The organism is Variovorax sp. 38R (assembly GCF_014843395.1).
Classification (GTDB): domain Bacteria; phylum Pseudomonadota; class Gammaproteobacteria; order Burkholderiales; family Burkholderiaceae_C; genus Variovorax; species Variovorax paradoxus_H.
The window spans coordinates 6,648,276-6,670,390 of record NZ_CP062121.1; the positions used below are offsets into that span (position 1 = coordinate 6,648,276).

The window sequence follows — 22,115 nt, forward strand, 5'->3', positions numbered from 1 at the left end:
CACGCGGATCAGTCGAACAGCAGCGCCATCAGGTGCTCGTCGATGAAGTCCGCTTCACCGGCCCGGCGATAGAACTGGCGCAGCGTGCCTTCCTGCACGAAGCCCAGCCGGGCATAGAAACGAAGGGCCGTGGCGTTGTCGCTCTCGGCCATCAGCTCGACGCGGCGAACGCCTTCGGCCTTCAGCCGCGCGAGCACGTCGGTCACCATGGTCTGCGCGACGCCGCGGCCATGTAGTGTGGGATCGACCGCGAGCGTGCCCAGGCTCGCCACATGCTGCGCGCGGCCCGGGTAGCGCGTCACGCGATAGAAACCGGCGACCTGGCCATCGACTTCGAAGATGAAGAAAGCACCGCTGTCGAGCAGGCCCTGGAAGACCGCGCGAAAGTCATCGCGCGGCATCGGGTCGTAGCCCAGGTAGGGCACGACCCGCTCGTGCATGTAGAGATCGAAGACGGCGTCGAAATCAGAGGGGGTGGCGAGGCGGTGCAGGGGCATGTCGCGCTTCTTCTGTAGCAGCTGAGAGGAAGGATGCGGCCGAGCATAGCAAGGCGGTGCCGGCGACTGCACCGCTTTTTTTCTCCCCCCGAAGTTCAGCGCCGGCTGGCCACGATCACCGCGTTGGTGCCGCCGAAGGCGAAGGAATTCGACAGCACATGGCGCAGCCCCCGTGCCTCGCGTGCCGCACCGCGCACGAAGTCCACGTTGGCGAACGCAGCATCTGGCGTCTGCAGGTGCGCGATGAGCGGCAAGGTCTCGCGGGCCAACGCACGCAGCGCCGCCACGAGTTCGATGGCGCCACCGCCGCCGAGCACATGGCCGTGAATTGCTTTCGTCGCGCTGACCGGCGCGGCATCTCCGAACAGTTTACCGATCGATGCAGCTTCGGCGGCGTCGCCTGCTGTGGTCGCCGTGCCGTGGGCGTTGATGTGTCCGATGTCTGACGGCGTGAGCCCGGCGTCGCGCAGCGCGGCACGCATCGCGCGCACCTGGCCGGCCGGATCGGGATTCGTGATGTGCGTGCCGTCGCAATTGCTCGCGTAGCCACTGAGCACGAAGGGCTGCGCACCGGCGCCGCGGGCCCGCGCATGCGCCTCCGATTCGAGCACCAGCGCAGCCGCACCCTCGCCGATAGCGAAGCCCGCGCGGTCGGCCGAGAACGGACGGCAGGCAGACGCAGGCGCATCGATCGGCGGCGGCGCCATCACGCGCATCGCGTGCCAGCTGGCCATCACCCCGGGCGTGAGCATCGCATCGTGGCCACCGACGATGGCGATGTCGATCCAGCCGCCGCGGATGGCGCGCATGGCTTCGCCGATGGCGACCGCTGATGAAGCGCAGGCGCATGCATAGGCCAGCGCCGCACCACGCGCGCCGAAGTGCAGCGCCAGTTCGGCAACGGCCGCGTTCGGCATCACGGTGAGTACGGTGGTGGGGCGCATGCGGCGTTGTTCGCCGTAGAGCGCGCGCGTGGTGGCGTCGAAGGTGCCGGCGCCGGCCAGGCCGCTGCCCCAGAAGATGCCCAGGCGGTCGCGGTCGATCGTGTCGAGGTCGAGCCCGGCATCGGCCGCGGCATCTTGTGCGGCGGCCAGTGCCATCGCGGTGCCGCGGTCGAGTGGCAGGCGCGAGGCGCTGCGCACGCCGCCCGCGTCGAAGTCGCAGGTGGCGGCGGCGATCGCCATCGGGTCCATGCCCGGGATATCGAGCGTCTGCGCGCGCACGGCAGAGCGGCCGGCGAACAGCGCGTGGTCGAAGGCCTCGATGCTGCGGCCGAGCGGCGTGACGAAACCAAGCCCGCTCACGTGCACGGGCGCGGCAGCAGTGTGCGCAGTCGAAGCGGCCGCGAGCACGGCATGGGCGGCGCCGCTGCTCATGCGGCGGCTGCCATGGGCTCGGCGCGTGCAGCGGCGGCTTCGCCTTCGGCATCGATCACCTCGCACAGCCGCTGCAGCGTGATGCCCGCTTCACGCGGATCGAGCCGGTCTTCGGGAATGCGCAGGTGAAAAGCGTCTTCGACCGCGAAGACGAACTCCATGAGCGCCAGCGAATCGAGGCCGAGGTCCGACAGCGCAGTGGCCGGCGAGATGTTCGCACGGGTGACGCGGAAGTCGGTCTCGAGGATGGAGGCGATGCTGTTGAAGGTGGGAGAGGAAGACATGAGGGGGTTCCTTTCTTTCAGGCGTGGAGAACAGACAGTCCGCGGGCGCGGACCACGGGTTCGGGCACCGGGCCATGAGCCACGGTCTCGGCGAAGGCGAGGGTCTCGCGCACCACCTGCTGGCGGTCGTTGTCGATGCTGATCATGTGGTAGCTGTTGTTCAACACCACGGTGCGCAGCGAGGCGCAGCGCAGCCCGCGCACGAGCAGGTCGAGGTTCGACAGGCTGGCCACTTCGTCCTCGCGCGCATGCAGCGCCAGCACCTGCTCGCATTGCACTTCGTTCAGGCGTCGCCGCACGTGGCGGATCAGCCGGTCGTGCTCGCGCAGATGGCCCACGCCGATCACCGCGCTGCCGGCGCGCGAGACCTGGCGATGGCGCAGCTCGCGCTCGATCCAGGTGCGCACGCGCTCGTTCTTTACGCCGTAGGGCGGGCGCTCGCGGTACTGCCAGAAGCGGCCCAGCGGTGTGTAGAAGGCCAGCGGCAGCAGAAAGCGCGTGCGCGGCACGGCCCAGCCGTCGAAGCGCAGCGTGGTCGACAAGAGCACCAGCGCGTCCACCTCGCGCCCGCAACGGATGGCACCGCCGAGCGCCAGCGACGCGCCGGCGGAGATGCCGACCAGCATCACGCGTTCGTGCGTGCGCCGCAGCGCCTTCACGTGCGCTTCGAGCGTGTCGAGCCAGCGTTCGAAAGGCACGGCCTGCTGCAGTGGCGCGGCGGCGTCGAACGAGTAGCCCGCGATGCACAGCGGCTGCACCGCATACCCGTGGCGCTGCAAGGTCGATTGCACGGTCAGCAGCTCGTCAGGCGTGCTGCATAAACCATGGAGCAGAACCACCGCGGTGCGCTGCACGGCGGGGGACACCAGGCTCAAGGGATCGGAGGGATCGCGTGCACTCATCGGAAGGTGTGTCGTATGCTCATGTCGCGTTTATCGCGGTGAGCGACTGACCGGCCGCTGACGCGTCCATCGCCAGGGCAGACCCACAAATCCACCCACCACTCATTCACTCACCATGCGAATCCTGCTTGTGGAAGATGACACCGTGCTGCGCGACGTGATGCTGCGCAGCCTCGCCGACGCCGGTCACCGGGTCGACGTGTCGACCAACGTCGAGGACGCCGACCACCTGTGGCGCGTGCAGCCCTTCGATGCCGTGCTGCTCGACCTGAACCTGCCCGCCACCGCCAGCCCCACCAGCGGCCTGGCGAGCGGCCTCACTGCGCTGCGACAGGCGCGTGCGCGCGGCGACCGCACGCCGGTGCTGGTGCTCACGGCGCGGGGGCGCACCGAAGAGCGCATCGCCGGACTCGACGCGGGCGCTGACGACTACCTGGGCAAGCCCTTCGATCTCGCCGAGGTGGAGGCGCGGCTGCGCGCGCTGGTGCGGCGCGCCAAGGGCACCGAAGACATCGTGGTGCTCGGCCAGCTCAAGCTCGACCGCAAGGCGCGGCGCTTCGCGGTCGCGAATGCGCCGCTCGATTTGCCCGCGCGCGAGTTCGAGGTGCTGTGGGAGCTCATGAGCCCGCCGGGCCGCACGGTGAGCAAGCGGGCGCTGTCGGACAAGCTCTCGGGTTTCGACGAATCACTGGGTGACAACGCGCTCGAGGCCTTCATCTCGCGCCTGCGCAAGAAACTGCTCGGCTCGGGTGCGGGCATTCGCACCTTGCGCGGCATCGGCTACCTGCTCGAAGCCGAGGTGTGAGGCCGCCTGTGAGCGAGGCAACGCCGACGGTCGCACGCATTGCACCGTCGCTCACGCGGCGCGTGCTGCGCAACGTGCTGGTGCCGCTGGCGCTGACCTGGATGGCGGGCGCGGTGATTGCGCTCGTCATCGCCAACTACTTTTCGGAACAGGCCTTCGACCGCGGCATGCTCGACGACGCCTATGCGCTGTCGGCCAACGTGCAGGCCGGCGAACGCGGCATCGAGCTGCTGCTGACGCCGCGCGAAGTGGCGACCGTGCTGTTCGACCAGATCGACAAGGTTTACTTCTCGGTGCAGCGGCTCGACGGCACACTGATTTCGGGCAAGTCCGACCTGCAGGCGCCGCTGCCGGGCGAAGGCTCGCGCTACCGTTTTTCCGACATCGATTACGACGGGAACGTGCTGCGTGCCGTCGTCCTCGATCACGACGCCGAGCCCGGCCTGCATATGCCCTACCGCGTGATCGTGGCGCAGACCACGCTGAGCCGCGCCGCGCTCGTTCAGCGGTTGTTGTTCTATGCCATGGCGCCACAGGTGCTGCTGCTGGTGTTGCTGGCCGTGTGGCTCTGGCATGGCATCCGACGCGATCTGCGTCCGCTCGGCGAGCTGCAGCGCGCGCTCGACATCCGCGACGTGCGCGACCTCTCACCGGTGGCCGTGGCGCAGACCTCGAAAGAACTGCAGCGCCTGGGCGATGCCGTCAACGCGCTGTTCGACCGCCTGCGCTACAGCGTGCGCGCGCAGCGCGAGTTCGTGGGCAACGTCGCGCACGAGCTGCGCACGCCGCTCGCCGGCATCCGCGCACTGGCCGAGTACGGGCTCGCGCAACACGACACCGCGGTGTGGCGCGAGCAGCTCACGCGCGTGTCCGAGCGGCAGGCGCGCGCGAGCCACCTGATCGACCAGCTGCTCGCGCTCGCGCTGGCCGACGAGGCACGCACCGACCTGCAGCGCACGCCGGTGTCGCTCGACATGCTGGCTGAGCAGACCGTGCTGCGCCACCTGGCGCGCGCCGATGCACGCGGCGTGGACCTGGGTGCACGCGGCCTCGACGACGGCGTGACGGTGCTTGCGAACGAAGCGCTGGTGGAGGGCATCCTCGACAACCTCATCGACAACGCGCTGCGCTACGGCGGGCGCACGATCACCGTCGAACTCGCGGGCCGCACGCTGAGCGTGATCGACGACGGACCCGGCATTCCGCTCGAAGCGCAGCGTGACCTCATGCAGCGCTGGGCACAAGGGCCCGCGGGCCAGAAGCTGGGGCAGGGCGCAGGGCTGGGGCTGTCGATCGTGGCGCGTTATGCCGAGCTGCTGGGGGCGGAGTTGCGGCTCGAAGCGGCGGAGCCGACGGGTCTGCGCGTGAGCGTGACCTTCGGAGAAGACGCCTGAGGTTTCACGCGGCCGTCAGTGGCTTGCGCAGATAGACGCGCGTGCGGCCGTCGAGCGATTCGCGCCGGTATTCGACGTAGCCGATGCACTGGTAGAGCGCGAGGTTCTCGGTCATCTTCTCGTTCGTGAACAGGTAGATCGACGCATGGCCCTGGCGCAGCGCTTCGCGCTCGGCCAGCTCGAGCAACGCGCGGCCCGCGCCGCTGCCCTGGTGATCGGGGTGAACCGCGATCACGTCGATGAGGAAGCCTTCGTCGGTGACATCGAGCAGCAACGCCGCGCCGACCTGTTGCGCCGGCCGCTCGGCCACCCAGACCTGCAGGTGCGCGATGGCCTCGGCGTAGTCGCGTGTCATCGGCCGCGGCGTGAGGCCCAGGCGCGGGATGTAGGTGCGGAAGGCTTCGACGGCGCACGCAGTGACGGCTGCCACGTCGTCGGCGTTCGCGCGACGCAGGTGCCAGGGCGCGGCTTCGACGCTCATGCGTCGAACTCGACTTCGCCCTCGATCTCCACCGGGATGCCGAAGGGCTGCTCGGCCATGCCCACGGCGCTGCGCGCATGGGCGCCGACTTCGGGACCGAAGAGTTCGAGGATCAGGTCGGAAAACCCATTGATGACCGCCGGTTGCTGCTGAAAGCCAGGCGCCGAAGCGACCATGCCGAACACGCGCGTCCATGCGGTGATGCGGTCCAGGTCACCGAGCGCACGCTGCAGGCTGCCGAGCATGGCGAGCCCGGTGAGGCGCGCGGCGGTGTAGCCCTGCTCGACGGTCAGCTCGGCGCCGAGTTTGCCGAGTGGCGCAGCGATGCGGCCGTCGGCATTCAATGGACCATGGCCCGAGATGATGGCGCGTCGGCCGATGAGGCGGACGAACTGGAAGGGGAGGAGGACGCCGGGCGGTGGCGTGACCGGCGGGGGCAGCACGAGGCCGAGTGCTGCGAGTCGTTGTTCGATGCGGGCCATGGCGTTGCGCTCCTGCAGACGGACGTTGATGAAGAAGAGGTCCGCTGCATCTTGCCATGGCCCTCGGGGGCCCGTCGGGGGCTCAGCCCAACGCCGGATAGTCCGTATAGCCCTTGACGCCCCCACCGTACATCGTCGCCTTGTCCAGTTCATTCAACGGCGCGTTCTCACGCAGCCGGCGCACCAGGTCAGGGTTCGAGATGAAGGGCTTGCCGAAGGCCACGAGGTCGTCGCCTTCCTTCAGGGCTTCTTCGGCCAGCGGACGGTCGTAGCCATTGTTGACCATCCAGGCGGCCTTGCCGCCGGCGGCGCGGTAGGCGGCCTTGAGGGCTTCGTAGTCGAAGGGGCGGTCGGCGATTTCGCGCGGGCCGCCGGTGGCGCCTTCGATGATGTGGATGTAGGCCAGGTTCAGCGGTGCGAGCTGTTTCACGACGTAGGTGAACAGCGGCTGCGGGTCGCTGTCGTGCGCGTCGTTGGCGGGCGTGACGGGCGACAGGCGGATGCCGGTCTTGCCGCCGCCGACGGCGTCGACCACGGCGCGCGTGGACTCGAGCAGCAGGCGCGCGCGGTTCTCGATGGAGCCGCCGTAGTCGTCGGTGCGCTTGTTGCTGCCGTCCTTCAGGAACTGGTCGAGCAGGTAGCCGTTGGCGCCGTGCAGTTCGACGCCGTCGAAGCCCGCGGTCTCGACGGCGTTGCGTGCGGCCACCGCAAAGGCGTGGACGATGCCGGGCAGCTCGGCCGCGTCGAGAGCGCGGGGCTCCGAGGTTTCGACAAAAGTCGGCACGCCGTCCTTGATGAGCACGGTCTTGGTCTTGGCGGTGATGGCCGAGGGCGCGACGGGCTTGCCGCCACCGGGTTGCAGTTCGGTGTGCGAGACGCGACCCACGTGCCACAGCTGCACGACGATCTTGCCGCCCTGGGCGTGCACGGCATCGGTCACGTGCTTCCAGGCGTCGAGCTGTTCGGTGCCGTAGAGGCCGGGCACGTCGGCGTAGCCCTGGCCCTGGTGGCTGATGGCGGTGGCTTCGGTGATGAGTAGACCGGCACTGGCGCGCTGGGCATAGTAGGTGGCGGCGATGTCGGGCGGGATCGCGTTGGGCGAGCGGTTGCGCGTGAGCGGCGCCATCACGATGCGATTGGCGAGCTGGAGGTCGCCGGCTTGGACGGGGTCGAAAAGGGTGGACATCGCGGATTGAGGGGGCAGAGTTGAAACAGGCCCGAGGCTAAGCCGCCCGCCTCAACCCTGCTGTCGCACGGTTGTCCCGATTGGTGCTAGGGACGGCAAGTCAGCTCAGGGCAGCGCCAGGGCCTCGGGGATCAGCGACGCCCCGGCGTTGGCCCAGGTGGCGAAGGGCATCTCGATGTCGGACACGAAGCGGTCGCCCCGGTACCAGAAGCGCCCGGCGAGCGCGATGCGGCCCTGGGTGTCGAAGACGCGGCGCTCCATGTGCGCGATGGGGGTGGCGAAGGAGCAGTGCAGGTACTGCGCGAGCAGCAGGTCGGCCGGCGCCACGGTGAGCGTCTGCTGCACCTTGTGCATGCGCTCGGCGGCATGCTGTTCGAGCAGGTGGGCGATCTTGTGGTGCTGTTCGCTGTCGGGCGGAAACAGCGCGTGGATCTCCGACGCCACATGGATCTCGACGAGGCAGAAGGGCTCGTCGTCGTGCACGTGGATCTTGCGGATGAAGGCGTAGTCCGGGAAGGTGGCGCTGCCGCGTGCCAGGCCTTCGGGCAGCGGCTGCTGGCGGCGCTGCTCGAGGATGTCGAAGCGGATGTTGCGCGCCCGCGGATCGTTGATGGCGTTGCGCAGCAGCGGGTCCGCGCACGCGGCGGGCCGGGCCGCGACGAAGGTGCCGCGCCCGCGCTGGCTGGTGAGCAGGCCTTCGCGCGCCAGCACGCCGTAGGCCTGCCGCACTGTGACGCGCGCGAGCTTGTAGTCGGCCGCGAGTTGCGCCACGGTGGGCAGTTGCTGGCCGGGCTGCAGTTCGCCGTGGGCGATGCGGTGGCGCAGCACGCTGGCCAACTGCAGGTACTGCGTGACGCCCGCGCCGTGGTCGCCACCCAGGGGCGAAGGAAGAGGGGACGCGGCGGGAAGGTTCATGTCGGGGCGGTGCGCGGTGCTGCGTGGCGGGACTGCGTCTCAGGGAGTGTCGATGCGCAGCGAGCGGATGAATGGTACCCATCGCGCGCGCTCGGCCCGTCCATAGGCCTCGGCCTGCGCAGGCGTGGTCGGCCCCAGCGGATCAGACGCGCCCTGCGCGAGCCGCGCCTGCACGGCCGGCAACGCGAGCGCCTGATTGAGCGCGGCATTGAGCTTGGCGAGCACCTCGGGCGGCGTGCCGGCGGGCGCCATCAGCTCGTTCCAGGTGTAGGCCTCGTAGTCGCGCAGGCCCTGCTCGGCGAAGGTCGGCAGCGCGGGCGCCATCGGGCTGCGCTTGTCGCCCGAGATCGCGAGCATCTTCAGCTTGCCCTGTTTCGCCAGCGGCGCGGTCGAGATGAGGCCGTCGAACAGCAGCTTCACATGGCCACCCGAGAGGTCGACGAGCGCAGCGCCATTGCCCTTGTAGGGCACGTGCAGCAGCTGCACGCCGGCGGCCTTGGCGAAGGCTTCACCGACGACATGGCTGATGGAGCCCGGTCCACCCGAGCCGTAGCTGACCACGCCGGGCTTGGCCTTCGCAAGCGCGATGAGTTCCTTCAGCGTGCCCGGCATGTCGGCGCTGGTCACGAGCACGAGTGGCGTGCGCGAGACCAGGCCGATGGCGTGCAGGTCTTTCTCGACGTCGAAGGGCAGCGAGCGGTACAGGCCCACGTTCATCACCAGCTGCGAGCTGGTGCCCAGGCCGATGGTGTAGCCGTCGGGCGGGGCCTTGGCGACGGCCTCGGTGCCGATCACGCCGCCGCCGCCGCCGCGGTTTTCCACCACCACGCTCTGGCCGAGGCTTTGCGTCATCGCGACGGCGAGTTCGCGCGCGATGGTGTCGTTGCCGCTGCCGGTGCTGAAGGAGACGATGAGGCGGATCGGCCGCGACGGCCAGGCCGGCTGCGCCAGCGCATGCAGCGGCGCGCCGAGCACTGCGGCGCCGCAGCTGCCCAGCACCAGCCTGCGCCGCTGGATGCGCGCGGCGTTCATGGCAGCAGTGCCAGCAGGGCGGTGCTTGCGCGCATCGGCATCGCGAGCAGGATCTGTCCCATGCCTTTGCCCAGCGGGTCGTTGCGCAGCGAGGCCATGCCGCCGCCGCCGAGCGCCTGTTCGCAGACGAAGTTGAAGGCATTGATGCCGGGCACGTCGTAGCGTGTGACGCGGCCCTTCACCAGGTGCGCGAGCCACGCAGCCACGCGGGCCTCGGTGAGCTGCGCGCGCAGCAGCGGCAGCAGCGCGGGATGGCGCGCAATGATGCCGATGTTGGAGGTGTCGCCCTTGTCGCCGCTGCGGGCCCAGGCCAGGCGGATCAGTGGCACCTCGATGCTGTCGGCGGTGTCGATGTCGGCCACCGTGTCAGCCGAAGTGACCGCCGCACGGGGTGCGCCATCGCCCGCCTGCGTCGGCGGCACCTCGACCGGCGCACCATCGACCGTGACACGCGGCTGCACGCGCGCCTTGTCGAGCAGGAACGCGTACTGCCGGATCGACGGCGAGACCGACGCGCGCCCGCCGCCCGAGCCCGTGGTGCCCGGCGCCCACGAGGTGCCCGCCGGCGCGACCTCGCGTGCGAACAGCTCCAGGGCCTCCTTGCGCGGGTGCGTCACCGCGAGACGCAGGATGGCTTCGCGCGTTGGCGTGGCCTGGGCGTGCGGTCCGTAGCAGGACTCGGCGCCCAGCACTTCGAGCTGCGTGCCGCTGTAGGGCCCGAAGCCGGCGGCTGCGATCAGCTCGCTGGTGCGCGTGAGGATCGCCTCGCCGGTGCGACGCGCCTTGGCCACCGCATCGAAGCCCACGATGGTGAGCTGCGCCGCGGTCTTGAAGCCTTCGACGTAGGTAGCGCAGACCTTGTAGGTGGCGGTCGGTGCGCGCCCGCGCGCGCCGTGCACGGCCACGCGGTGCTCGCCGGCCTGTTCGATGCGCACCTGCGTGAAGTCGGCCACCACATCGGGCAGCAGGTAGGTGGCGGGGTCGCCGATTTCGTAGAGCATCTGCTCGCCGACCACCGCGGGCGTGAGCTTGCCGCCGGTGCCCACGGGCTTGGTGACGACGAAGCCGCCGTCGGCGCTGCACTCGACGATGGGATAGCCGATGTGCGGCCAGTCGGGCACGGTGTCCCAGTCGGTGTGCAGGCCGCCGGTGGCCTGGCAGCCGCATTCGATGATGTGGCCCGCGAGGCTGCCGGCCGCCAGCAGGTCGTGGTCGCCGGGCTGCCATTTGAATTCGTGCATCAGCACGCCGAGCGTGACGGCCGAGTCGACACAGCGGCCGGTGATGACCACCTGCGCGCCCGCATCGAGCGCTGCCTGCACGGGCCGCGCACCGAGGTACGCGTTGGCGGTGAGCACGCGCTCGGGCAGGGCCGCGCCGCTCTGCAGTTCGCGCACGGGCGGTTGCGCTGCGCGCAGCTCGGGCAGCAGCGGCGACACGTCGTCACCGCTCACCACGGCGATCTTCAGCGCGATGCCTTGCTCGGCCGCGAGCGCGGCCAGTGCGTCGGCGCAGCCTTGCGGGTTGACGCCGCCGGCATTGCTCACGACACGGATGCCTTGCGCCACCACGTCCTTGAGCACGGCCTTCATGGCGACCGAGACGAAGTCGGTGGCGTAGCCCAGCTCGGGCTTCTTGAGCCGTGCGCCCGCAAGGATCGACATGGTGAGTTCGGCCAGGTAGTCGAAGACCAGGTAGTCGATCTGCCCGCTGGCCACGAGCTGCGGTGCGCCCACGCTGCTGTCGCCCCAGAAGCCGGAGGCGCCGCCGATGCGGACGACGCGGTCCTTGCTGTTCTTGGTCTTGCTGTTCATCGGCCACTCCATTGCGGTTTGCGTTTTTCGCGGAAGGCGAGTTGGCCTTCCGCGGCGTCTTCGGTCAGGGCGAAGAGCGCGATCTGGCTTTCGGTGAAGGCCATCGATTCTTCAAACGCCATGGCCTCGATCTTCTTCATCGTGTACAGGCCGCGGCGAATGGCGGCGGGCGACTTGTCGAGCATGCGGCCGAGCAGCCAGTCGACGCTCTCGTCGACGTCGTCGCTCACGCGGTTGACGAGACCGTGTTCGAGCGCCTGCGCGGCGGTGATCGGCTCGCCGGTGATGCACATCTCGGACAGCACGCGGCGCGGCAGCAGGTCGCCGAGCACGCTGAGCACCTGCGCGGGAAAGAGGCCGACCTTGACCTCGGGCAGGCCGAACACGGCCTGGCTGCTGGCCACCGCCATGTCGCACATGCCCATGAGCCCCATGCCGCCGGCCATGCACGCGCCGTTGACGCGCGCGATGAGCGGCACGGTCGATTGCTTCGCCTGGCGGAACAGGTTGGCGAAGCCCTGGTAGGGCTGCGAGTAATCGAACTTGAACGCGCTGCCGCTTTGCAGGTCGGCGCCCGCGCAGAAGGCGCGCGTGCCGGCACCGGTGATGACGACGGCGCGCACGTCGGTGTTGCGGTTGGCACGCGCCAGCGCGTCGGACAGGCCCGCGAGCACGTCCGCGCTGATGGCGTTGCGGCGTGCTTCGCGGTCGATGGTGAGCCACATCACGGCGCCGCGCATTTCCTCGCGCAGTTCGGTGGGGGGCGGGGCGTGGTCGGTCATGCGGTGGGTCCTTGGTTCAAGAGGAAGAGGAGGAAGAGGAAGGCGAGGCGGGCCACTGGAAGCGTGCCGGCCGGCGCTGCGTGAAATCGTCGATGGCCTGGCGGTGGTCGTCGGTCGCGAAGGCGAGGCCTTGCGCCATGGCTTCGAACTCGAACATCGCGTCAATGTCGCTGTCGAAGGTGCGCTGCAGGCCTTGCTTGGTGAGCGCGAGGGCGGTGGCGGGGCCGTGGGCCAGCGCGGCGGCGATGGCCTGTGCGTGCGGCAGCAGCGCGTCGGCGGCGACCACTTCATGGACGATGCCCCAGTCCATCGCGGTCTGTGCGTCGAGCTCGCGCGCCGACAGCATCAGCGCCTTGGCGCGGTTCAGGCCCACGCTGCGCGCGAGCGTGAAGAGCGCGCCGCAGTCGGGCACGAGGCCGACCTTCATGAACGACATGCAGAAGCGCGCGCTCGGCGCGGCGAGCACGATGTCGGCCGTCAGCGCAAGGCCGAAGCCGCCGCCGTAGGCGCAGCCCTCGACCGCCGCGACGATGGGCTTGTCGCTCTGCATCAGCAGGCGCATGCCGGCCTGTGCGTCCTTCATGCGAAGGCGGCCGGCGGATGCTTCGAGGCGCTCGATCTCGCGCATGCCCTTGACGTCGCCGCCCGCGCAGAAGTGGCCGCCGCGTCCGGTGAGGACGATGGCGCGAACCTGCGAGTCTTCGACGGCATTGCGGATCGCATCGAACATCTGCGCGCGCATCTCGAGGTCGAAGGCGTTGCGGCGTTCGGGCCGGTCGAGCGCGAGGGTGGCGACGTGGCCGTCGATGTCGCAGGCGATGAAGGAAGAAGCGGTGGTGGTCATCAGGATGCGCGCACGGCGCCGTTGTGAATGAGGGCGTCGATGCGCGCGTCGTCGTAGCCCGCTTCGCGCAGCACCTCGCGGCTGTGCTGGCCCAGGCGCGGTGGCGGCGTGGCGGGGCCGGGCGGCGTGCCGGACCACTCGCTGGGCACGGCCATCTGGCGGATGCGGCCGACGTCGGGGTGGTCCATCTCGCTGAAGAAGCCGATGTCCTGCAGATGGGCGTCGGTGAGCAGCGTGTCGAAGGTGTGCATCGGGAACACCGGGATGTCGGTGCCCGCAAGCAGGGCCTGGCACTCGGCGGTGGTGCGCGTGGCCAGCGCCTCGCCGACCATCGCGTAGAGCGCGTCGATGTGCCGCGTGCGCGCGCGGATGTCGGCAAAGCGCGGGTCGCTGTCGAACAGCGCGGGCTGGCCGATGGCCGCGAGGAAGGCGCGCCACTGCGGGTCGGTGTAGATCAGGCAGCAGACGTGGCCGTCGCGCGTCGGGTAGGGCCGGCGTTCGGGCGAGAGCAGGCGCGGGTAGCCGAAGTCGCCCTGCGGCGGCACGAAGGTCTGGTTGTAGAGGTGGTCGCCGAGTACCTGCGGCACCATGGTCTCGAACATCGGCACGTCGATGCGCTGGCCGCGCCCGGTGCGCTCGCGGCCGTAGAGTGCGGCGCTGATCACGCCGAAGGCATACAGGCCCACCGAGCGGTCGGCGATGGTGATGGGCAGGTAGCGCGGCGTGCCATCCGGGCTGCCCATGGCCATGGCCTGGGGCAGGGCGCAGGCGGCCTGGATGAGGTCGTCGAAGGCGGCGCTCGCGGCATGGCGCCCGCGCTGCGAGAAGCCGAACATGCCCACGTAGAGCAGGCGCGGGTTGAGGGCGGCGAGCGCGTCGTAGCCCAGGCCCAGGCGCTCCATGGCCTGCGGGCGCACGTTGTAGGTGAGCACGTCGGCGTCGCGCACGAGGTCGAGCAGCGCGGCGCGGCCCTCGGGCGACTTCAGGTCGAGCGCGATGCTGCGCTTGTTGCGGTTCATGCCCAGGAACAGCGGGCCCATCTTCTGCTGCCCCTGGGCGCCGATGCTGCGCACCACGTCGCCCTCGGGCGCTTCGACCTTGATCACGTCGGCGCCGAGATCGCCGAGCATCTGCGTGGCCGAGGGGCCCATGAAGATGGTGGTGACGTCGACGACGCGCACACCGGTGAGCGGGCCGCGGGCGCCGGGCTCGTCCTGAGGGGAAGAAGGAGAAGACATCGGTCTCAATCTCTAAAGTTCTATTTATAGAGTTTATGGGGCGAAAGAAAAGCCGCGCAAGGCGGCTTCTGGCTGAATCGATCCGGGTTTTCCCCCGGATCGGTGGGCTTCGGCTTACTTCAGCAGGCCTTCGGCCTTCATTGCTTCCTGAACGGCGGGACGGGCGGCCACGCGGGCGTGCCAGGCCAGCACGTTCGGGAAGGCCGAGATGTCCACGCCGGTGGGCTTGGTCCAGTTGGTGACGGTGAACAGGTAGCCGTCGGCCACGCTGAAATGCTCGCCCATCAGGTACTGCTTGGCGGCGAGTTCGCTGTCGAGCCATTCGAAGCGGGCCTTGAGCTTGTCCTTGGAGATGGTCTTGGCTTCTTCGGGCATGGCCGGGTTGAACAGCGGGCTGAAGCCCTTGTGCATCTCGGTGCCGATGAAGGTCAGCCACTCCTGCAGGCGGTAGCGCGGCATCGTGCCGTTGGCGGGCGCGAGGTTCTTGGTGGGGGCGAGGTCGGCAATGTATTGCACGATGGCCGGGCCTTCGCGCAGGCGGGTGCCGTCGTCGAGCTCGAGCATCGGCACGTAGCCCAGCGGGTTGATGCCGTAGTAGTCGGTGCCGTCCTGCAGCTTGTGGCTCTTGGTGCTGGCCAGCACGGGTTCGAAGGCGATGCCGGCTTCGTGCAGCGCGATGTGAGGGGAGAGCGAGCAGGCGCCGGGCGAGTAGTACAGCTTCATTCGAAAAAAACTCCAATGGATAGAAGGGAAAGATCTGTGTGACCGCAGGGGATGCTAGCGGGTTTGGCTGCGTCGCGTTTTTGTCCTACGGCGGCTTGCGCGCGCCGACTATCGGGTGCCGGGCCGGGCCTTCCTACAGTCCGGACACGGCGGCGCACGCCCGTCGCAACGAAGCAAAGGAGTGGTTCACCATGCTCAAGTACGCGATCATTTTTGCGGTCATCTCGCTCGTGGCAGGCTTGCTGGGCTTCGGCGGCGTGGCGGCCGGGGCGGCGGGCATCGCCAAGCTGCTGTTCGGCCTGTTCCTCGTGCTGGCGGTGCTGTTCGTGGTGCTCGCAGCACTCGGTGTGGGCGCGGTGAAGAAAGTGATCGATTGACCGCCTTGCCCCATGCCATGCACCTGTCGCACATCGGCCTGCGCCTGGCGTACGAGGTCGACGCGCCGGCGCACCTGCGGCTGAACATCGAGGCCGCGCGCACGGGCGCGCAGGCGGTGCTGGCCGAGACGCTGGCCATCGAGCCGCCCGCGCGATTGCGGGTGGGCTGCGAGGCCGACAGCGGCAATCGCTTCGTGCGCTTCGACGCCCAACCCGGCCCGCTGACCATCGCCTACCGCGCGACGGTGCGGCGCCCGGTGGTGCATGTGCCGGCCACCTTGCCCGAGGTGCCGGTGAGCCAGCTGCCCGACGCCGTGCTGGGCGACCTGCTGCCCACGCGCTATTGCGAGTCGGACCTGCTGGCGCGCTGCGCGCAGCAGCTCTTCGGCGACCTGCCGCCGGGCATCGGCCGCGTGCAGGCGATTGCCGACTGGATTCACGACAGCATCGTCTACGTGCCGGGCAGCAGCGACTCGACCACCACCGCGCGCGAGGTGTTCGTGCAGCGCGCCGGCGTGTGCCGCGACTTCGCGCACCTGGGCATCACCTTCTGCCGCGCGCTCAACATCCCGGCGCGGCTGGTGGTGGGCTATGTGTGGTTCGACGAGCCGCCGCAGGATTTCCACGCCGTGTTCGAAGCCTGGCTCGGCGGGCAGTGGGTGCTGTTCGATCCGACGCGCATGGCGCCCGTCGACCGGCTGGTGCGCGTGGGCACGGGGCGCGACGCGAAGGACGTGGCCTTCTCCACGATCTTCGGCGCCGTGCGCATGACCGACAAGAAGCTCACGGTGCAGGAACTGCAGGACGAACAGGCGGTGCCGCCGCGCACGCCGGCCCCCAGCGGCGAGCTGCGAGGCATCGAGAAGCCAGATCCGGTGCCAGAGCCCGCGCAATCGCCCGCCTGACGCGGGTTGTTTGCTATTAAATATATAGCACCCTCCGCAATCCTGACGCGGGCTCTGGCCATTTTTGGCGTGGCCCTCTAGCTTGTCCACACCAGGGGCACGACAGGGCATCGCCGCTTAAAATTAGTGCCTTTTTTTGCGCCGCGCACGCGTCCTGTGGTGCGCTCCTTTTTTCCAATGCTGTACCCCGAAGAATTCGATGTGATCGTCGTCGGCGGTGGCCATGCCGGCACCGAAGCCGCGCTCGCTTCCGCACGCATGGGCGCCAAGACGCTGCTACTCTCCCACAACATCGAGACGCTGGGGCAGATGAGCTGCAACCCGTCGATCGGCGGCATCGGCAAGGGCCACCTCGTGAAAGAGGTCGATGCGCTCGGCGGCGCCATGGCCATTGCCACTGACGAGGCGGGCATCCAGTTCCGCATCCTCAATTCGAGCAAGGGCCCGGCCGTGCGCGCCACGCGTGCGCAGGCCGACCGCGTGCTGTACAAGGCCGCGATTCGCCACCGCCTGGAAAACCAGCCGAACCTCAGCCTGTTCCAGCAAGCCGTCGACGACCTGATGATCGAAGGCGATCGCGTGGTCGGCGCCGTCACGCAGGTGGGCATTTCTTTCCGCGCGCGCACCGTGGTGCTGACCGCGGGCACGTTCCTCGACGGCCGCATTCACGTCGGCCTCGACAACTACCAGGCCGGCCGCGCGGGCGATCCGCCGGCGATCAGCCTGTCGGCGCGCCTCAAGGAACTGAAGCTGCCGCAAGGCCGCCTCAAGACCGGCACGCCGCCGCGGCTCGACGGTCGCAGCATCGACTTCTCGAAGTGCACCGAACAACCCGGCGACGGCATGCCCGGTGGGGCAGGGCCGATGCCCGTGTTCAGCTTCATGGGCAAGGTCGAGATGCACCCGCGGCAGATGCCGTGCTGGGTGACGCACACCAACCAGCGCACGCACGACATCATCCGCTCGGGCTTCGACCGCAGCCCGATGTTCACCGGCAAGATCGACGGCGTCGGTCCGCGCTACTGCCCGAGCGTCGAAGACAAGATCAACCGCTTCGCCGACAAGGACAGCCACCAGATCTTTCTCGAGCCCGAAGGCCTGACAACCAACGAGTACTACCCGAACGGCATTTCGACCAGCCTGCCGTTCGACATCCAGTACCAGCTGGTGCGCTCGATGGCGGGCCTGGAAAACGCCCACATCCTGCGCCCGGGCTATGCCATCGAGTACGACTACTTCGATCCGCGCGAGCTCAAGAGCAGCTTCGAGACCCGTGCGATCCGCGGCCTGTTCTTTGCCGGACAGATCAACGGCACCACCGGCTACGAAGAGGCGGCGGCTCAAGGCCTGTTCGCCGGCATCAATGCCGCGCTGCAGTGCCGGGGCGAAGATGCCTGGCTGCCGCGCCGCGACGAGGCCTACCTGGGCGTGCTGGTCGACGACCTGATCACCAAGGGCGTGACCGAGCCGTACCGCATGTTCACCAGCCGCGCCGAGTTCCGGCTGCAGCTGCGCGAGGACAACGCCGACATGCGCCTGACCGAAGCAGGGCGCAAGTTGGGCCTCGTGGACGATGCGCGCTGGGACGCTTTCAGCCGAAAGCGCGACGTTGTTTCACGTGAAACAGAGCGGCTCAAGTCGATCTGGGTGAACCCGCGCAACCTGCCGGCGGCCGAGTCGGCGCGGGTGCTGGGCAAGGCCATCGAGCACGAATACAACCTGGCCGACCTGCTGCGCCGGCCTGATGTGAACTACGCAACCCTGATGTCGCTGGACGGTGGCAAGTACGCCGCCAGCACGGCCTTGGGCGAATCGGAGATCGAGCAGATCGAGATTTCGGCCAAGTACTCCGGCTACATCGAGCGCCAGCACGACGAGGTGGAGCGCGCCGCTCATTTCGAGAACCTGAAGCTGCCGGCCGATTTCGACTACGGCCAGGTCAAGGCCCTGAGTTTCGAGGTGCGCCAGAAGTTGGACAAGCACCGGCCGGAAACGCTGGGGCTGGCCTCGCGTATCTCGGGCGTCACGCCTGCTGCGATCTCGCTGCTGATGATTCACCTGCGCAAGGGCGGGCACAAGGCCTTCGCCCGCGATGCCGCAGCCGATACCGCCACCACCACCGAAGCTGCTGCCACCGAGCCGCACACCGCCCCATGAGCGCGACGCCCCTCGACACGCTGCGCGCAGGCGCAGCCGCCCTGGGCGTGGCCCTGTCCGATACACAGGGCGAACAGCTGCTGGCCTACGGCACGCTGATGCTCAAGTGGAACAAGGTCTACAACCTGACGGCCGTGCGCGACCCGGCCGGGGTCATGACGCACCACCTGCTCGACAGCCTCGCGGCCATCGCACCGCTGCAGCGCGAGTGGGCAGGGAAGGGCAAGTTGCTCGACGTCGGCTCCGGCGGCGGTCTGCCGGGCGTGGTGATTGCCATCATGCGACCCGACATCGAGGTCAGCTGCCTTGACGCCGTCGCCAAGAAGGCGGCCTTCGTGCAACAGGTGGCGGCCGAACTGGAGCTGCCGAACCTGCGCGGTCTGCACGCGCGGGTCGAATCGCTGACCGGCAGCTACGAGGTGATCAGCTCGCGCGCCTTCGCGTCGCTGCCCGATTTCTTCAACGGCTCGGTGCATCTGCTGGCGCCGGGCGGTGTCTGGCTGGCCATGAAGGGCAAGCTGCCGACCGATGAACTGGCCGCCTTGCCGGCCGGCATTGCAGTGTTTCACGTGGAACAACTGACGGTGCCGGGCCTGGACGCCGAGCGCTGCATCGTCTGGGCGCGCAAAGAGGCCACCTGATTTCGTAAAAGATGCGACGGCGCCGGCAAAAGCCGGTGCCGGAGCAATCTTCCCAGCGCCGGCCTGCCTTAGACTCGAAGCCTCCCCCTGGCTCTCTTTTTCGAGGCAAATCCCATGTTCGGCATCGCTGACTACGGCGCATTCGTCGCCGCCATCGTCCTGTTCCTTCTGATTCCCGGTCCGGGCAATCTGGCGCTGATCACTTCGACCAGCAAAGGCGGGATTCGCGGCGGCCTGGCAGCGACCTTCGGCGTGATCCTGGGGGACCAGGTCCTGATGTGGGCGGCGGTGGCGGGCGTGTCTGCCGTGCTGGCTGCCTATCCGGCCGCCTTCAAGGCCGTGCAGTGGCTGGGCGCCGCCTACCTGGCGTGGCTCGGCCTCAAGATGCTGCTGGCCAAGCCCGGTGCAGCACCGATTTTGAACATCCGCCCGAGCCATTTCCTGCGCCAGGCGCTGACGATCACCTTGCTGAACCCCAAGGCGATCGTGTTCTACATGGCCTTCTTCCCGCTGTTCGTCGACCCGGCGCGCCACCAGGGCCTCATCACTTTCGGCGCCATGGCTGTGACCATCGCCGCGCTGACCTTCCTGTACGGCCTGACCTCGACGCTGCTCACGCACTTCCTGGCCGAGCGCATCCGCGCCAATCCCCGCATCTCGGCCACGCTCGAAAAGCTGGCTGGCACCTTCTTGATCGCCTTCGGCATCAAGCTCGCGATCTCGCGCTGAACGACCCCGACGACCCGCACTGACGACACATGGCCAAGATTTTCTGCATCGCCAACCAGAAGGGCGGCGTCGGCAAGACCACCACCACTGTCAATCTCGCCGCCGGCCTGGCCAAAGTAGGCCAGCGCGTGCTGATGATCGACCTCGATCCCCAAGGCAACGCGACCATGGGCTCGGGCATCGACAAGCGCCAGCTGGAGCTCACGGTGTACGACGTGCTGCTCGAATCGGCCTCGGTGGCCGAGGCGCGGGTGAAGTCCGACAAGCTCGTCGAGGCCGAAGCCAGCTACGACGTGCTGGGCGCCAACCGTGAGCTGGCCGGTGCCGAAGTCGAAATGGTGGCGCTCGACCGGCGCGAAAAACGCCTGCGCACCGCGCTGGCCGCGGTCGGTGCCGAGTACGACTTCGTGCTGATCGACTGCCCGCCGAGCCTGAGCCTGCTGACACTCAACGGCCTGTGCGCGGCCCACGGCGTGATCGTGCCGATGCAGTGCGAGTACTTTGCGCTCGAAGGCCTGACCGACCTGGTCAACACCATCAAGCAGGTGCACGCCAACCTCAACAAGAACCTGCAGATCATCGGCCTGCTGCGCGTGATGTTCGATCCGCGCATCACGCTGCAGCAGCAGGTGAGCGAGCAGCTCAAGTCCCACTTCGGCGACAAGGTGTTCGACACGGTGATCCCGCGCAATGTGCGGCTCGCCGAAGCACCGAGCTACGGCCTGCCGGGCGTGGTGTTCGACCCGTCCGCCCGCGGCAGCCAGGCCTTCATTGCCTTCGCAGAAGAGCTGGTCGCCAAGATGCCGCCCGCGAGCGCCTTCGCCTCGGGTGCGGTGGCACCGCCGGTCACGCCCGCACCGCGCGTGGTGCCCGACCTGCCGGTTCCCGACGACGTGCTGGCCGCTGCGCCTTCTGCTTCCGTCGCCGATACCGACCCAAACCCCGTCTGATGCTCGCCCGATGGGCAGCAGGCGCTATCAAGTTCGTAGCAACCAGCCATGAGTGAACCCCGCATCCTGCTGCTGCCCGGATGGCAGAACAGCGGCCCCGGCCATTGGCAGACCCGCTGGGAGTCGGTCTACGGCGACCGCCGCGTCGACCAGCACGAATGGATGCGCCCGCTGCGCGGCGACTGGTCGATCCGCCTCGAAGAAGAAGTGCTGGCCGCGCCGGGCCCGGTGGTGCTGGCCGCGCACAGCCTCGGCTGCATCCTCACCGCCGCCTGGGCCGCTCACTCGCGCAACACGCACAAGGTGCGCGGCGCGCTGCTGGTGGCGCCCGGCGACCTGGAGCGTGACGACCTGCGCCAACTGATTCCCGGCTGGGCACCCATCGTGCGCCAGCCGCTGCCATTTCCGGCCGTGCTGATCGCCGCCAACGACGACCCGTACTGCGAAGCCTCGCGCTCGAAGCAGCTGGCCAGCGACTGGGGCGCACGCTTCGTCGATGCCGGCAAGGGCGGCCACCTGAACGCCGAATCCGGCCTGGGCGACTGGCCCGAAGGCCGACAACTCCTGAACGACCTCTCGAAAGACACGCACTGATGGCGACCAAGAAACCCAAGGGCCTGGGCCGCGGCCTCGAAGCGCTGCTCGGCCCGACGGCCGCACCCTCCGCCGATCCGGGCGGCCCGCTCGGCGGCACCTCGGCAGAAGAGGGCGGCGCCCCGCAGAACCCCAACACCCTGAAGCTCGACCAGATGGTGGCCGGCGTCTACCAGCCGCGCACCCGCATGGACGAGGGTGCGCTGTACGAGCTGGCCGAGAGCATCAAGGTGCAGGGCATCATGCAGCCGATCCTGGTGCGCCGGCTCGATGCCGAATCGGCCGCGGCCAAGAACGCCGAGTACGAAATCATCGCGGGCGAGCGGCGCTTCCGTGCCGCCCGGCTCGCCGGCCTGGACACCGTGCCGGTGCTGGTGCGCGACGTGCCCAACGAGGCCGCGGCGGCCATGTCGCTCATCGAGAACATCCAGCGCGAAGACCTCAACCCGCTGGAAGAAGCTCAAGGCCTGCAACGCCTCGTCACAGAGTTTGGGCTCACTCACGAGATGGCGGCCCAGGCCGTCGGCCGTTCGCGCAGTGCCGCCAGCAACCTGCTGCGCCTGCTGAACCTCGCCGAGCCCGCGCAGCTGATGCTGATGGCCGGGGACATCGACATGGGCCATGCGCGCGCGCTGCTGTCGCTCGACCGCGGCACACAGATCACTGCCGCCAACCAGATCGCCGCCAAGAAAATGTCGGTGCGCGAGGCCGAGGCGCTGGTGAAGAAGCTCGCAGCCGAGTTCACGCTCACGCCCTCGCGGCGCGGCAATGCCGGCGAGAAATCGCGCGACCTGCAGCGCGTCGAAGAAGAGCTGGCCGACCTGCTCACGGCCGAGGTCGAGGTGCGCATCAAGAAGCGCACGAAGCGCGGCGAAAGCGGCGAGCTGGCGATCCACTTCGGCTCGATCGAAGCACTCAACGGACTCATCGAGCGCATCCGCCGAACGGCCTAGTTGTGAACGCGGGCCCCTGCGTTCGTTTGGTTGATTGATTCCTGCAATCCTTTC

24 protein-coding genes are annotated in these 22,115 nt (G+C 68.7%); 10 read left to right on the forward strand and 14 right to left on the reverse strand.

The genetic code is table 11. The features are described 5' to 3' along the window. Window positions 1-8 precede the first annotated feature (8 nt). From IG196_RS30885 to IG196_RS30900, 4 genes are all read right to left on the reverse strand, one after another. A complete protein-coding gene (locus tag IG196_RS30885; RefSeq protein WP_225616858.1) occupies window positions 9-497 on the reverse strand; it encodes a GNAT family N-acetyltransferase in 489 nt (162 codons plus the stop codon). Window positions 498-592: 95 nt separating this feature from the next. Then, window positions 593-1,873: a beta-ketoacyl-[acyl-carrier-protein] synthase family protein gene (locus IG196_RS30890; RefSeq protein WP_192194278.1), complete on the reverse strand. Its 1,281-nt coding sequence runs from the start codon at window positions 1,871-1,873 to the stop codon at window positions 593-595. Then, on the reverse strand, window positions 1,870-2,157 hold the full coding sequence (locus tag IG196_RS30895) for a phosphopantetheine-binding protein (protein WP_192194279.1): 288 nt from the start codon (window positions 2,155-2,157) through the stop codon (window positions 1,870-1,872). Before IG196_RS30895 ends, IG196_RS30890 begins: the two co-directional genes overlap by 4 nt. A gap of 17 nt (window positions 2,158-2,174) precedes the next feature. Then, window positions 2,175-3,059: an alpha/beta hydrolase gene (locus IG196_RS30900; RefSeq protein ID WP_192194280.1), complete on the reverse strand. Its 885-nt coding sequence runs from the start codon at window positions 3,057-3,059 to the stop codon at window positions 2,175-2,177. 115 nt (window positions 3,060-3,174) lie between these two features. Here IG196_RS30900 and IG196_RS30905 point away from each other — a divergent pair, with 115 nt between their 5' ends. Further along, window positions 3,175-3,864, forward strand: coding sequence for a response regulator transcription factor (locus tag IG196_RS30905; RefSeq protein ID WP_056574813.1), 690 nt, complete (start codon window positions 3,175-3,177; stop codon window positions 3,862-3,864). A gap of 8 nt (window positions 3,865-3,872) precedes the next feature. Next, on the forward strand, window positions 3,873-5,258 hold the full coding sequence (locus IG196_RS30910) for a sensor histidine kinase (protein WP_192194281.1): 1,386 nt from the start codon (window positions 3,873-3,875) through the stop codon (window positions 5,256-5,258). Between the two features lie 4 nt (window positions 5,259-5,262). Here IG196_RS30910 and IG196_RS30915 read toward each other — a convergent pair whose 3' ends face one another. The 10 genes from IG196_RS30915 to gstA form a co-directional block, all read right to left on the reverse strand. Further along, on the reverse strand, window positions 5,263-5,739 hold the full coding sequence (locus IG196_RS30915; protein WP_192194282.1) for a GNAT family N-acetyltransferase: 477 nt from the start codon (window positions 5,737-5,739) through the stop codon (window positions 5,263-5,265). Beyond that, a complete protein-coding gene (locus IG196_RS30920; RefSeq protein ID WP_192194283.1) occupies window positions 5,736-6,221 on the reverse strand; it encodes a RidA family protein in 486 nt (161 codons plus the stop codon). Before IG196_RS30920 ends, IG196_RS30915 begins: the two co-directional genes overlap by 4 nt. A gap of 82 nt (window positions 6,222-6,303) precedes the next feature. Further along, entirely contained in the window at window positions 6,304-7,407 is a 1,104-nt protein-coding gene (locus tag IG196_RS30925) for an alkene reductase (protein WP_192194284.1), read from the reverse strand. 105 nt (window positions 7,408-7,512) lie between these two features. After that, complete coding sequence (locus tag IG196_RS30930) at window positions 7,513-8,322, reverse strand: GntR family transcriptional regulator (protein WP_101490665.1); 810 nt, start codon at window positions 8,320-8,322, stop codon at window positions 7,513-7,515. A gap of 39 nt (window positions 8,323-8,361) precedes the next feature. Further along, window positions 8,362-9,354, reverse strand: coding sequence for a Bug family tripartite tricarboxylate transporter substrate binding protein (locus tag IG196_RS30935; RefSeq protein ID WP_192194285.1), 993 nt, complete (start codon window positions 9,352-9,354; stop codon window positions 8,362-8,364). After that, on the reverse strand, window positions 9,351-11,168 hold the full coding sequence (locus tag IG196_RS30940; protein WP_192194286.1) for an acyclic terpene utilization AtuA family protein: 1,818 nt from the start codon (window positions 11,166-11,168) through the stop codon (window positions 9,351-9,353). Before IG196_RS30940 ends, IG196_RS30935 begins: the two co-directional genes overlap by 4 nt. Continuing rightward, entirely contained in the window at window positions 11,165-11,950 is a 786-nt protein-coding gene (locus IG196_RS30945) for an enoyl-CoA hydratase/isomerase family protein (RefSeq protein WP_101490662.1), read from the reverse strand. The genes IG196_RS30940 and IG196_RS30945 overlap by 4 nt, the downstream gene beginning before the upstream one ends. Window positions 11,951-11,966: 16 nt before the next feature. Next, on the reverse strand, window positions 11,967-12,794 hold the full coding sequence (locus IG196_RS30950; protein WP_192194287.1) for an enoyl-CoA hydratase/isomerase family protein: 828 nt from the start codon (window positions 12,792-12,794) through the stop codon (window positions 11,967-11,969). Beyond that, the gene (locus IG196_RS30955) at window positions 12,794-14,032 is read right to left on the reverse strand and encodes a CaiB/BaiF CoA transferase family protein (RefSeq protein ID WP_192194288.1); all 1,239 of its coding nucleotides are present in this window, start codon (window positions 14,030-14,032) and stop codon (window positions 12,794-12,796) included. Before IG196_RS30955 ends, IG196_RS30950 begins: the two co-directional genes overlap by 1 nt. A 114-nt stretch (window positions 14,033-14,146) precedes the next feature. Next, a complete protein-coding gene (gene gstA / locus IG196_RS30960; RefSeq protein WP_101490659.1) occupies window positions 14,147-14,755 on the reverse strand; it encodes a glutathione transferase GstA in 609 nt (202 codons plus the stop codon). Window positions 14,756-14,946: 191 nt separating this feature from the next. On the opposite strand from gstA, the gene IG196_RS30965 reads away from it, so the two are divergent. The 8 genes from IG196_RS30965 (at window position 14,947) to IG196_RS31000 (ending at window position 22,061) form a co-directional block, all read left to right on the forward strand. Beyond that, window positions 14,947-15,132 carry a DUF1328 family protein gene (locus IG196_RS30965; protein WP_101490658.1) on the forward strand — a complete coding sequence of 62 codons (186 nt, stop codon included), beginning with the start codon at window positions 14,947-14,949 and terminating at the stop codon, window positions 15,130-15,132. Beyond that, window positions 15,129-16,037 carry a transglutaminase-like domain-containing protein gene (locus IG196_RS30970; RefSeq protein ID WP_412556361.1) on the forward strand — a complete coding sequence of 303 codons (909 nt, stop codon included), beginning with the start codon at window positions 15,129-15,131 and terminating at the stop codon, window positions 16,035-16,037. Before IG196_RS30965 ends, IG196_RS30970 begins: the two co-directional genes overlap by 4 nt. Window positions 16,038-16,214: 177 nt before the next feature. Then, window positions 16,215-18,194 carry a tRNA uridine-5-carboxymethylaminomethyl(34) synthesis enzyme MnmG gene (gene mnmG / locus IG196_RS30975; RefSeq protein ID WP_192194289.1) on the forward strand — a complete coding sequence of 660 codons (1,980 nt, stop codon included), beginning with the start codon at window positions 16,215-16,217 and terminating at the stop codon, window positions 18,192-18,194. Beyond that, window positions 18,191-18,835 (forward strand): 16S rRNA (guanine(527)-N(7))-methyltransferase RsmG, encoded by a 645-nt coding sequence (gene rsmG, locus IG196_RS30980; protein ID WP_192194290.1) that lies wholly within the window; start codon window positions 18,191-18,193, stop codon window positions 18,833-18,835. The genes mnmG and rsmG overlap by 4 nt, the downstream gene beginning before the upstream one ends. A gap of 114 nt (window positions 18,836-18,949) precedes the next feature. Continuing rightward, window positions 18,950-19,564 carry a LysE family transporter gene (locus tag IG196_RS30985; RefSeq protein ID WP_099794289.1) on the forward strand — a complete coding sequence of 205 codons (615 nt, stop codon included), beginning with the start codon at window positions 18,950-18,952 and terminating at the stop codon, window positions 19,562-19,564. A gap of 29 nt (window positions 19,565-19,593) precedes the next feature. Further along, the gene (locus tag IG196_RS30990; protein WP_192194291.1) at window positions 19,594-20,514 is read left to right on the forward strand and encodes a ParA family protein; all 921 of its coding nucleotides are present in this window, start codon (window positions 19,594-19,596) and stop codon (window positions 20,512-20,514) included. A gap of 48 nt (window positions 20,515-20,562) precedes the next feature. Continuing rightward, a complete protein-coding gene (locus tag IG196_RS30995; RefSeq protein ID WP_192194292.1) occupies window positions 20,563-21,108 on the forward strand; it encodes an RBBP9/YdeN family alpha/beta hydrolase in 546 nt (181 codons plus the stop codon). Next, on the forward strand, window positions 21,108-22,061 hold the full coding sequence (locus IG196_RS31000) for a ParB/RepB/Spo0J family partition protein (protein WP_099794294.1): 954 nt from the start codon (window positions 21,108-21,110) through the stop codon (window positions 22,059-22,061). The genes IG196_RS30995 and IG196_RS31000 overlap by 1 nt, the downstream gene beginning before the upstream one ends. Window positions 22,062-22,115: the final 54 nt, after the last annotated feature.

What these genes read in the sequence shown, in the direction of transcription:
- IG196_RS30885 (WP_225616858.1), bottom strand. Translation starts at nt 497, where the DNA reads ATGCCCCTGCACCGCCTCGCCACCCCCTCTGATTTCGACGCCGTCTTC.
- IG196_RS30890 (WP_192194278.1), bottom strand. Translation starts at nt 1,873, where the DNA reads ATGAGCAGCGGCGCCGCCCATGCCGTGCTCGCGGCCGCTTCGACTGCG.
- IG196_RS30895 (WP_192194279.1), bottom strand. Translation starts at nt 2,157, where the DNA reads ATGTCTTCCTCTCCCACCTTCAACAGCATCGCCTCCATCCTCGAGACC.
- IG196_RS30900 (WP_192194280.1), bottom strand. Translation starts at nt 3,059, where the DNA reads ATGAGTGCACGCGATCCCTCCGATCCCTTGAGCCTGGTGTCCCCCGCC.
- IG196_RS30905 (WP_056574813.1), top strand. Translation starts at nt 3,175, where the DNA reads ATGCGAATCCTGCTTGTGGAAGATGACACCGTGCTGCGCGACGTGATG.
- IG196_RS30915 (WP_192194282.1), bottom strand. Translation starts at nt 5,739, where the DNA reads ATGAGCGTCGAAGCCGCGCCCTGGCACCTGCGTCGCGCGAACGCCGAC.
- IG196_RS30920 (WP_192194283.1), bottom strand. Translation starts at nt 6,221, where the DNA reads ATGGCCCGCATCGAACAACGACTCGCAGCACTCGGCCTCGTGCTGCCC.
- IG196_RS30925 (WP_192194284.1), bottom strand. Translation starts at nt 7,407, where the DNA reads ATGTCCACCCTTTTCGACCCCGTCCAAGCCGGCGACCTCCAGCTCGCC.
- IG196_RS30930 (WP_101490665.1), bottom strand. Translation starts at nt 8,322, where the DNA reads ATGAACCTTCCCGCCGCGTCCCCTCTTCCTTCGCCCCTGGGTGGCGAC.
- IG196_RS30935 (WP_192194285.1), bottom strand. Translation starts at nt 9,354, where the DNA reads ATGAACGCCGCGCGCATCCAGCGGCGCAGGCTGGTGCTGGGCAGCTGC.
- IG196_RS30940 (WP_192194286.1), bottom strand. Translation starts at nt 11,168, where the DNA reads ATGAACAGCAAGACCAAGAACAGCAAGGACCGCGTCGTCCGCATCGGC.
- IG196_RS30945 (WP_101490662.1), bottom strand. Translation starts at nt 11,950, where the DNA reads ATGACCGACCACGCCCCGCCCCCCACCGAACTGCGCGAGGAAATGCGC.
- IG196_RS30950 (WP_192194287.1), bottom strand. Translation starts at nt 12,794, where the DNA reads ATGACCACCACCGCTTCTTCCTTCATCGCCTGCGACATCGACGGCCAC.
- IG196_RS30955 (WP_192194288.1), bottom strand. Translation starts at nt 14,032, where the DNA reads ATGTCTTCTCCTTCTTCCCCTCAGGACGAGCCCGGCGCCCGCGGCCCG.
- gstA (WP_101490659.1), bottom strand. Translation starts at nt 14,755, where the DNA reads ATGAAGCTGTACTACTCGCCCGGCGCCTGCTCGCTCTCCCCTCACATC.
- IG196_RS30965 (WP_101490658.1), top strand. Translation starts at nt 14,947, where the DNA reads ATGCTCAAGTACGCGATCATTTTTGCGGTCATCTCGCTCGTGGCAGGC.
- mnmG (WP_192194289.1), top strand. Translation starts at nt 16,215, where the DNA reads ATGCTGTACCCCGAAGAATTCGATGTGATCGTCGTCGGCGGTGGCCAT.
- rsmG (WP_192194290.1), top strand. Translation starts at nt 18,191, where the DNA reads ATGAGCGCGACGCCCCTCGACACGCTGCGCGCAGGCGCAGCCGCCCTG.
- IG196_RS30985 (WP_099794289.1), top strand. Translation starts at nt 18,950, where the DNA reads ATGTTCGGCATCGCTGACTACGGCGCATTCGTCGCCGCCATCGTCCTG.
- IG196_RS30990 (WP_192194291.1), top strand. Translation starts at nt 19,594, where the DNA reads ATGGCCAAGATTTTCTGCATCGCCAACCAGAAGGGCGGCGTCGGCAAG.
- IG196_RS30995 (WP_192194292.1), top strand. Translation starts at nt 20,563, where the DNA reads ATGAGTGAACCCCGCATCCTGCTGCTGCCCGGATGGCAGAACAGCGGC.
- IG196_RS31000 (WP_099794294.1), top strand. Translation starts at nt 21,108, where the DNA reads ATGGCGACCAAGAAACCCAAGGGCCTGGGCCGCGGCCTCGAAGCGCTG.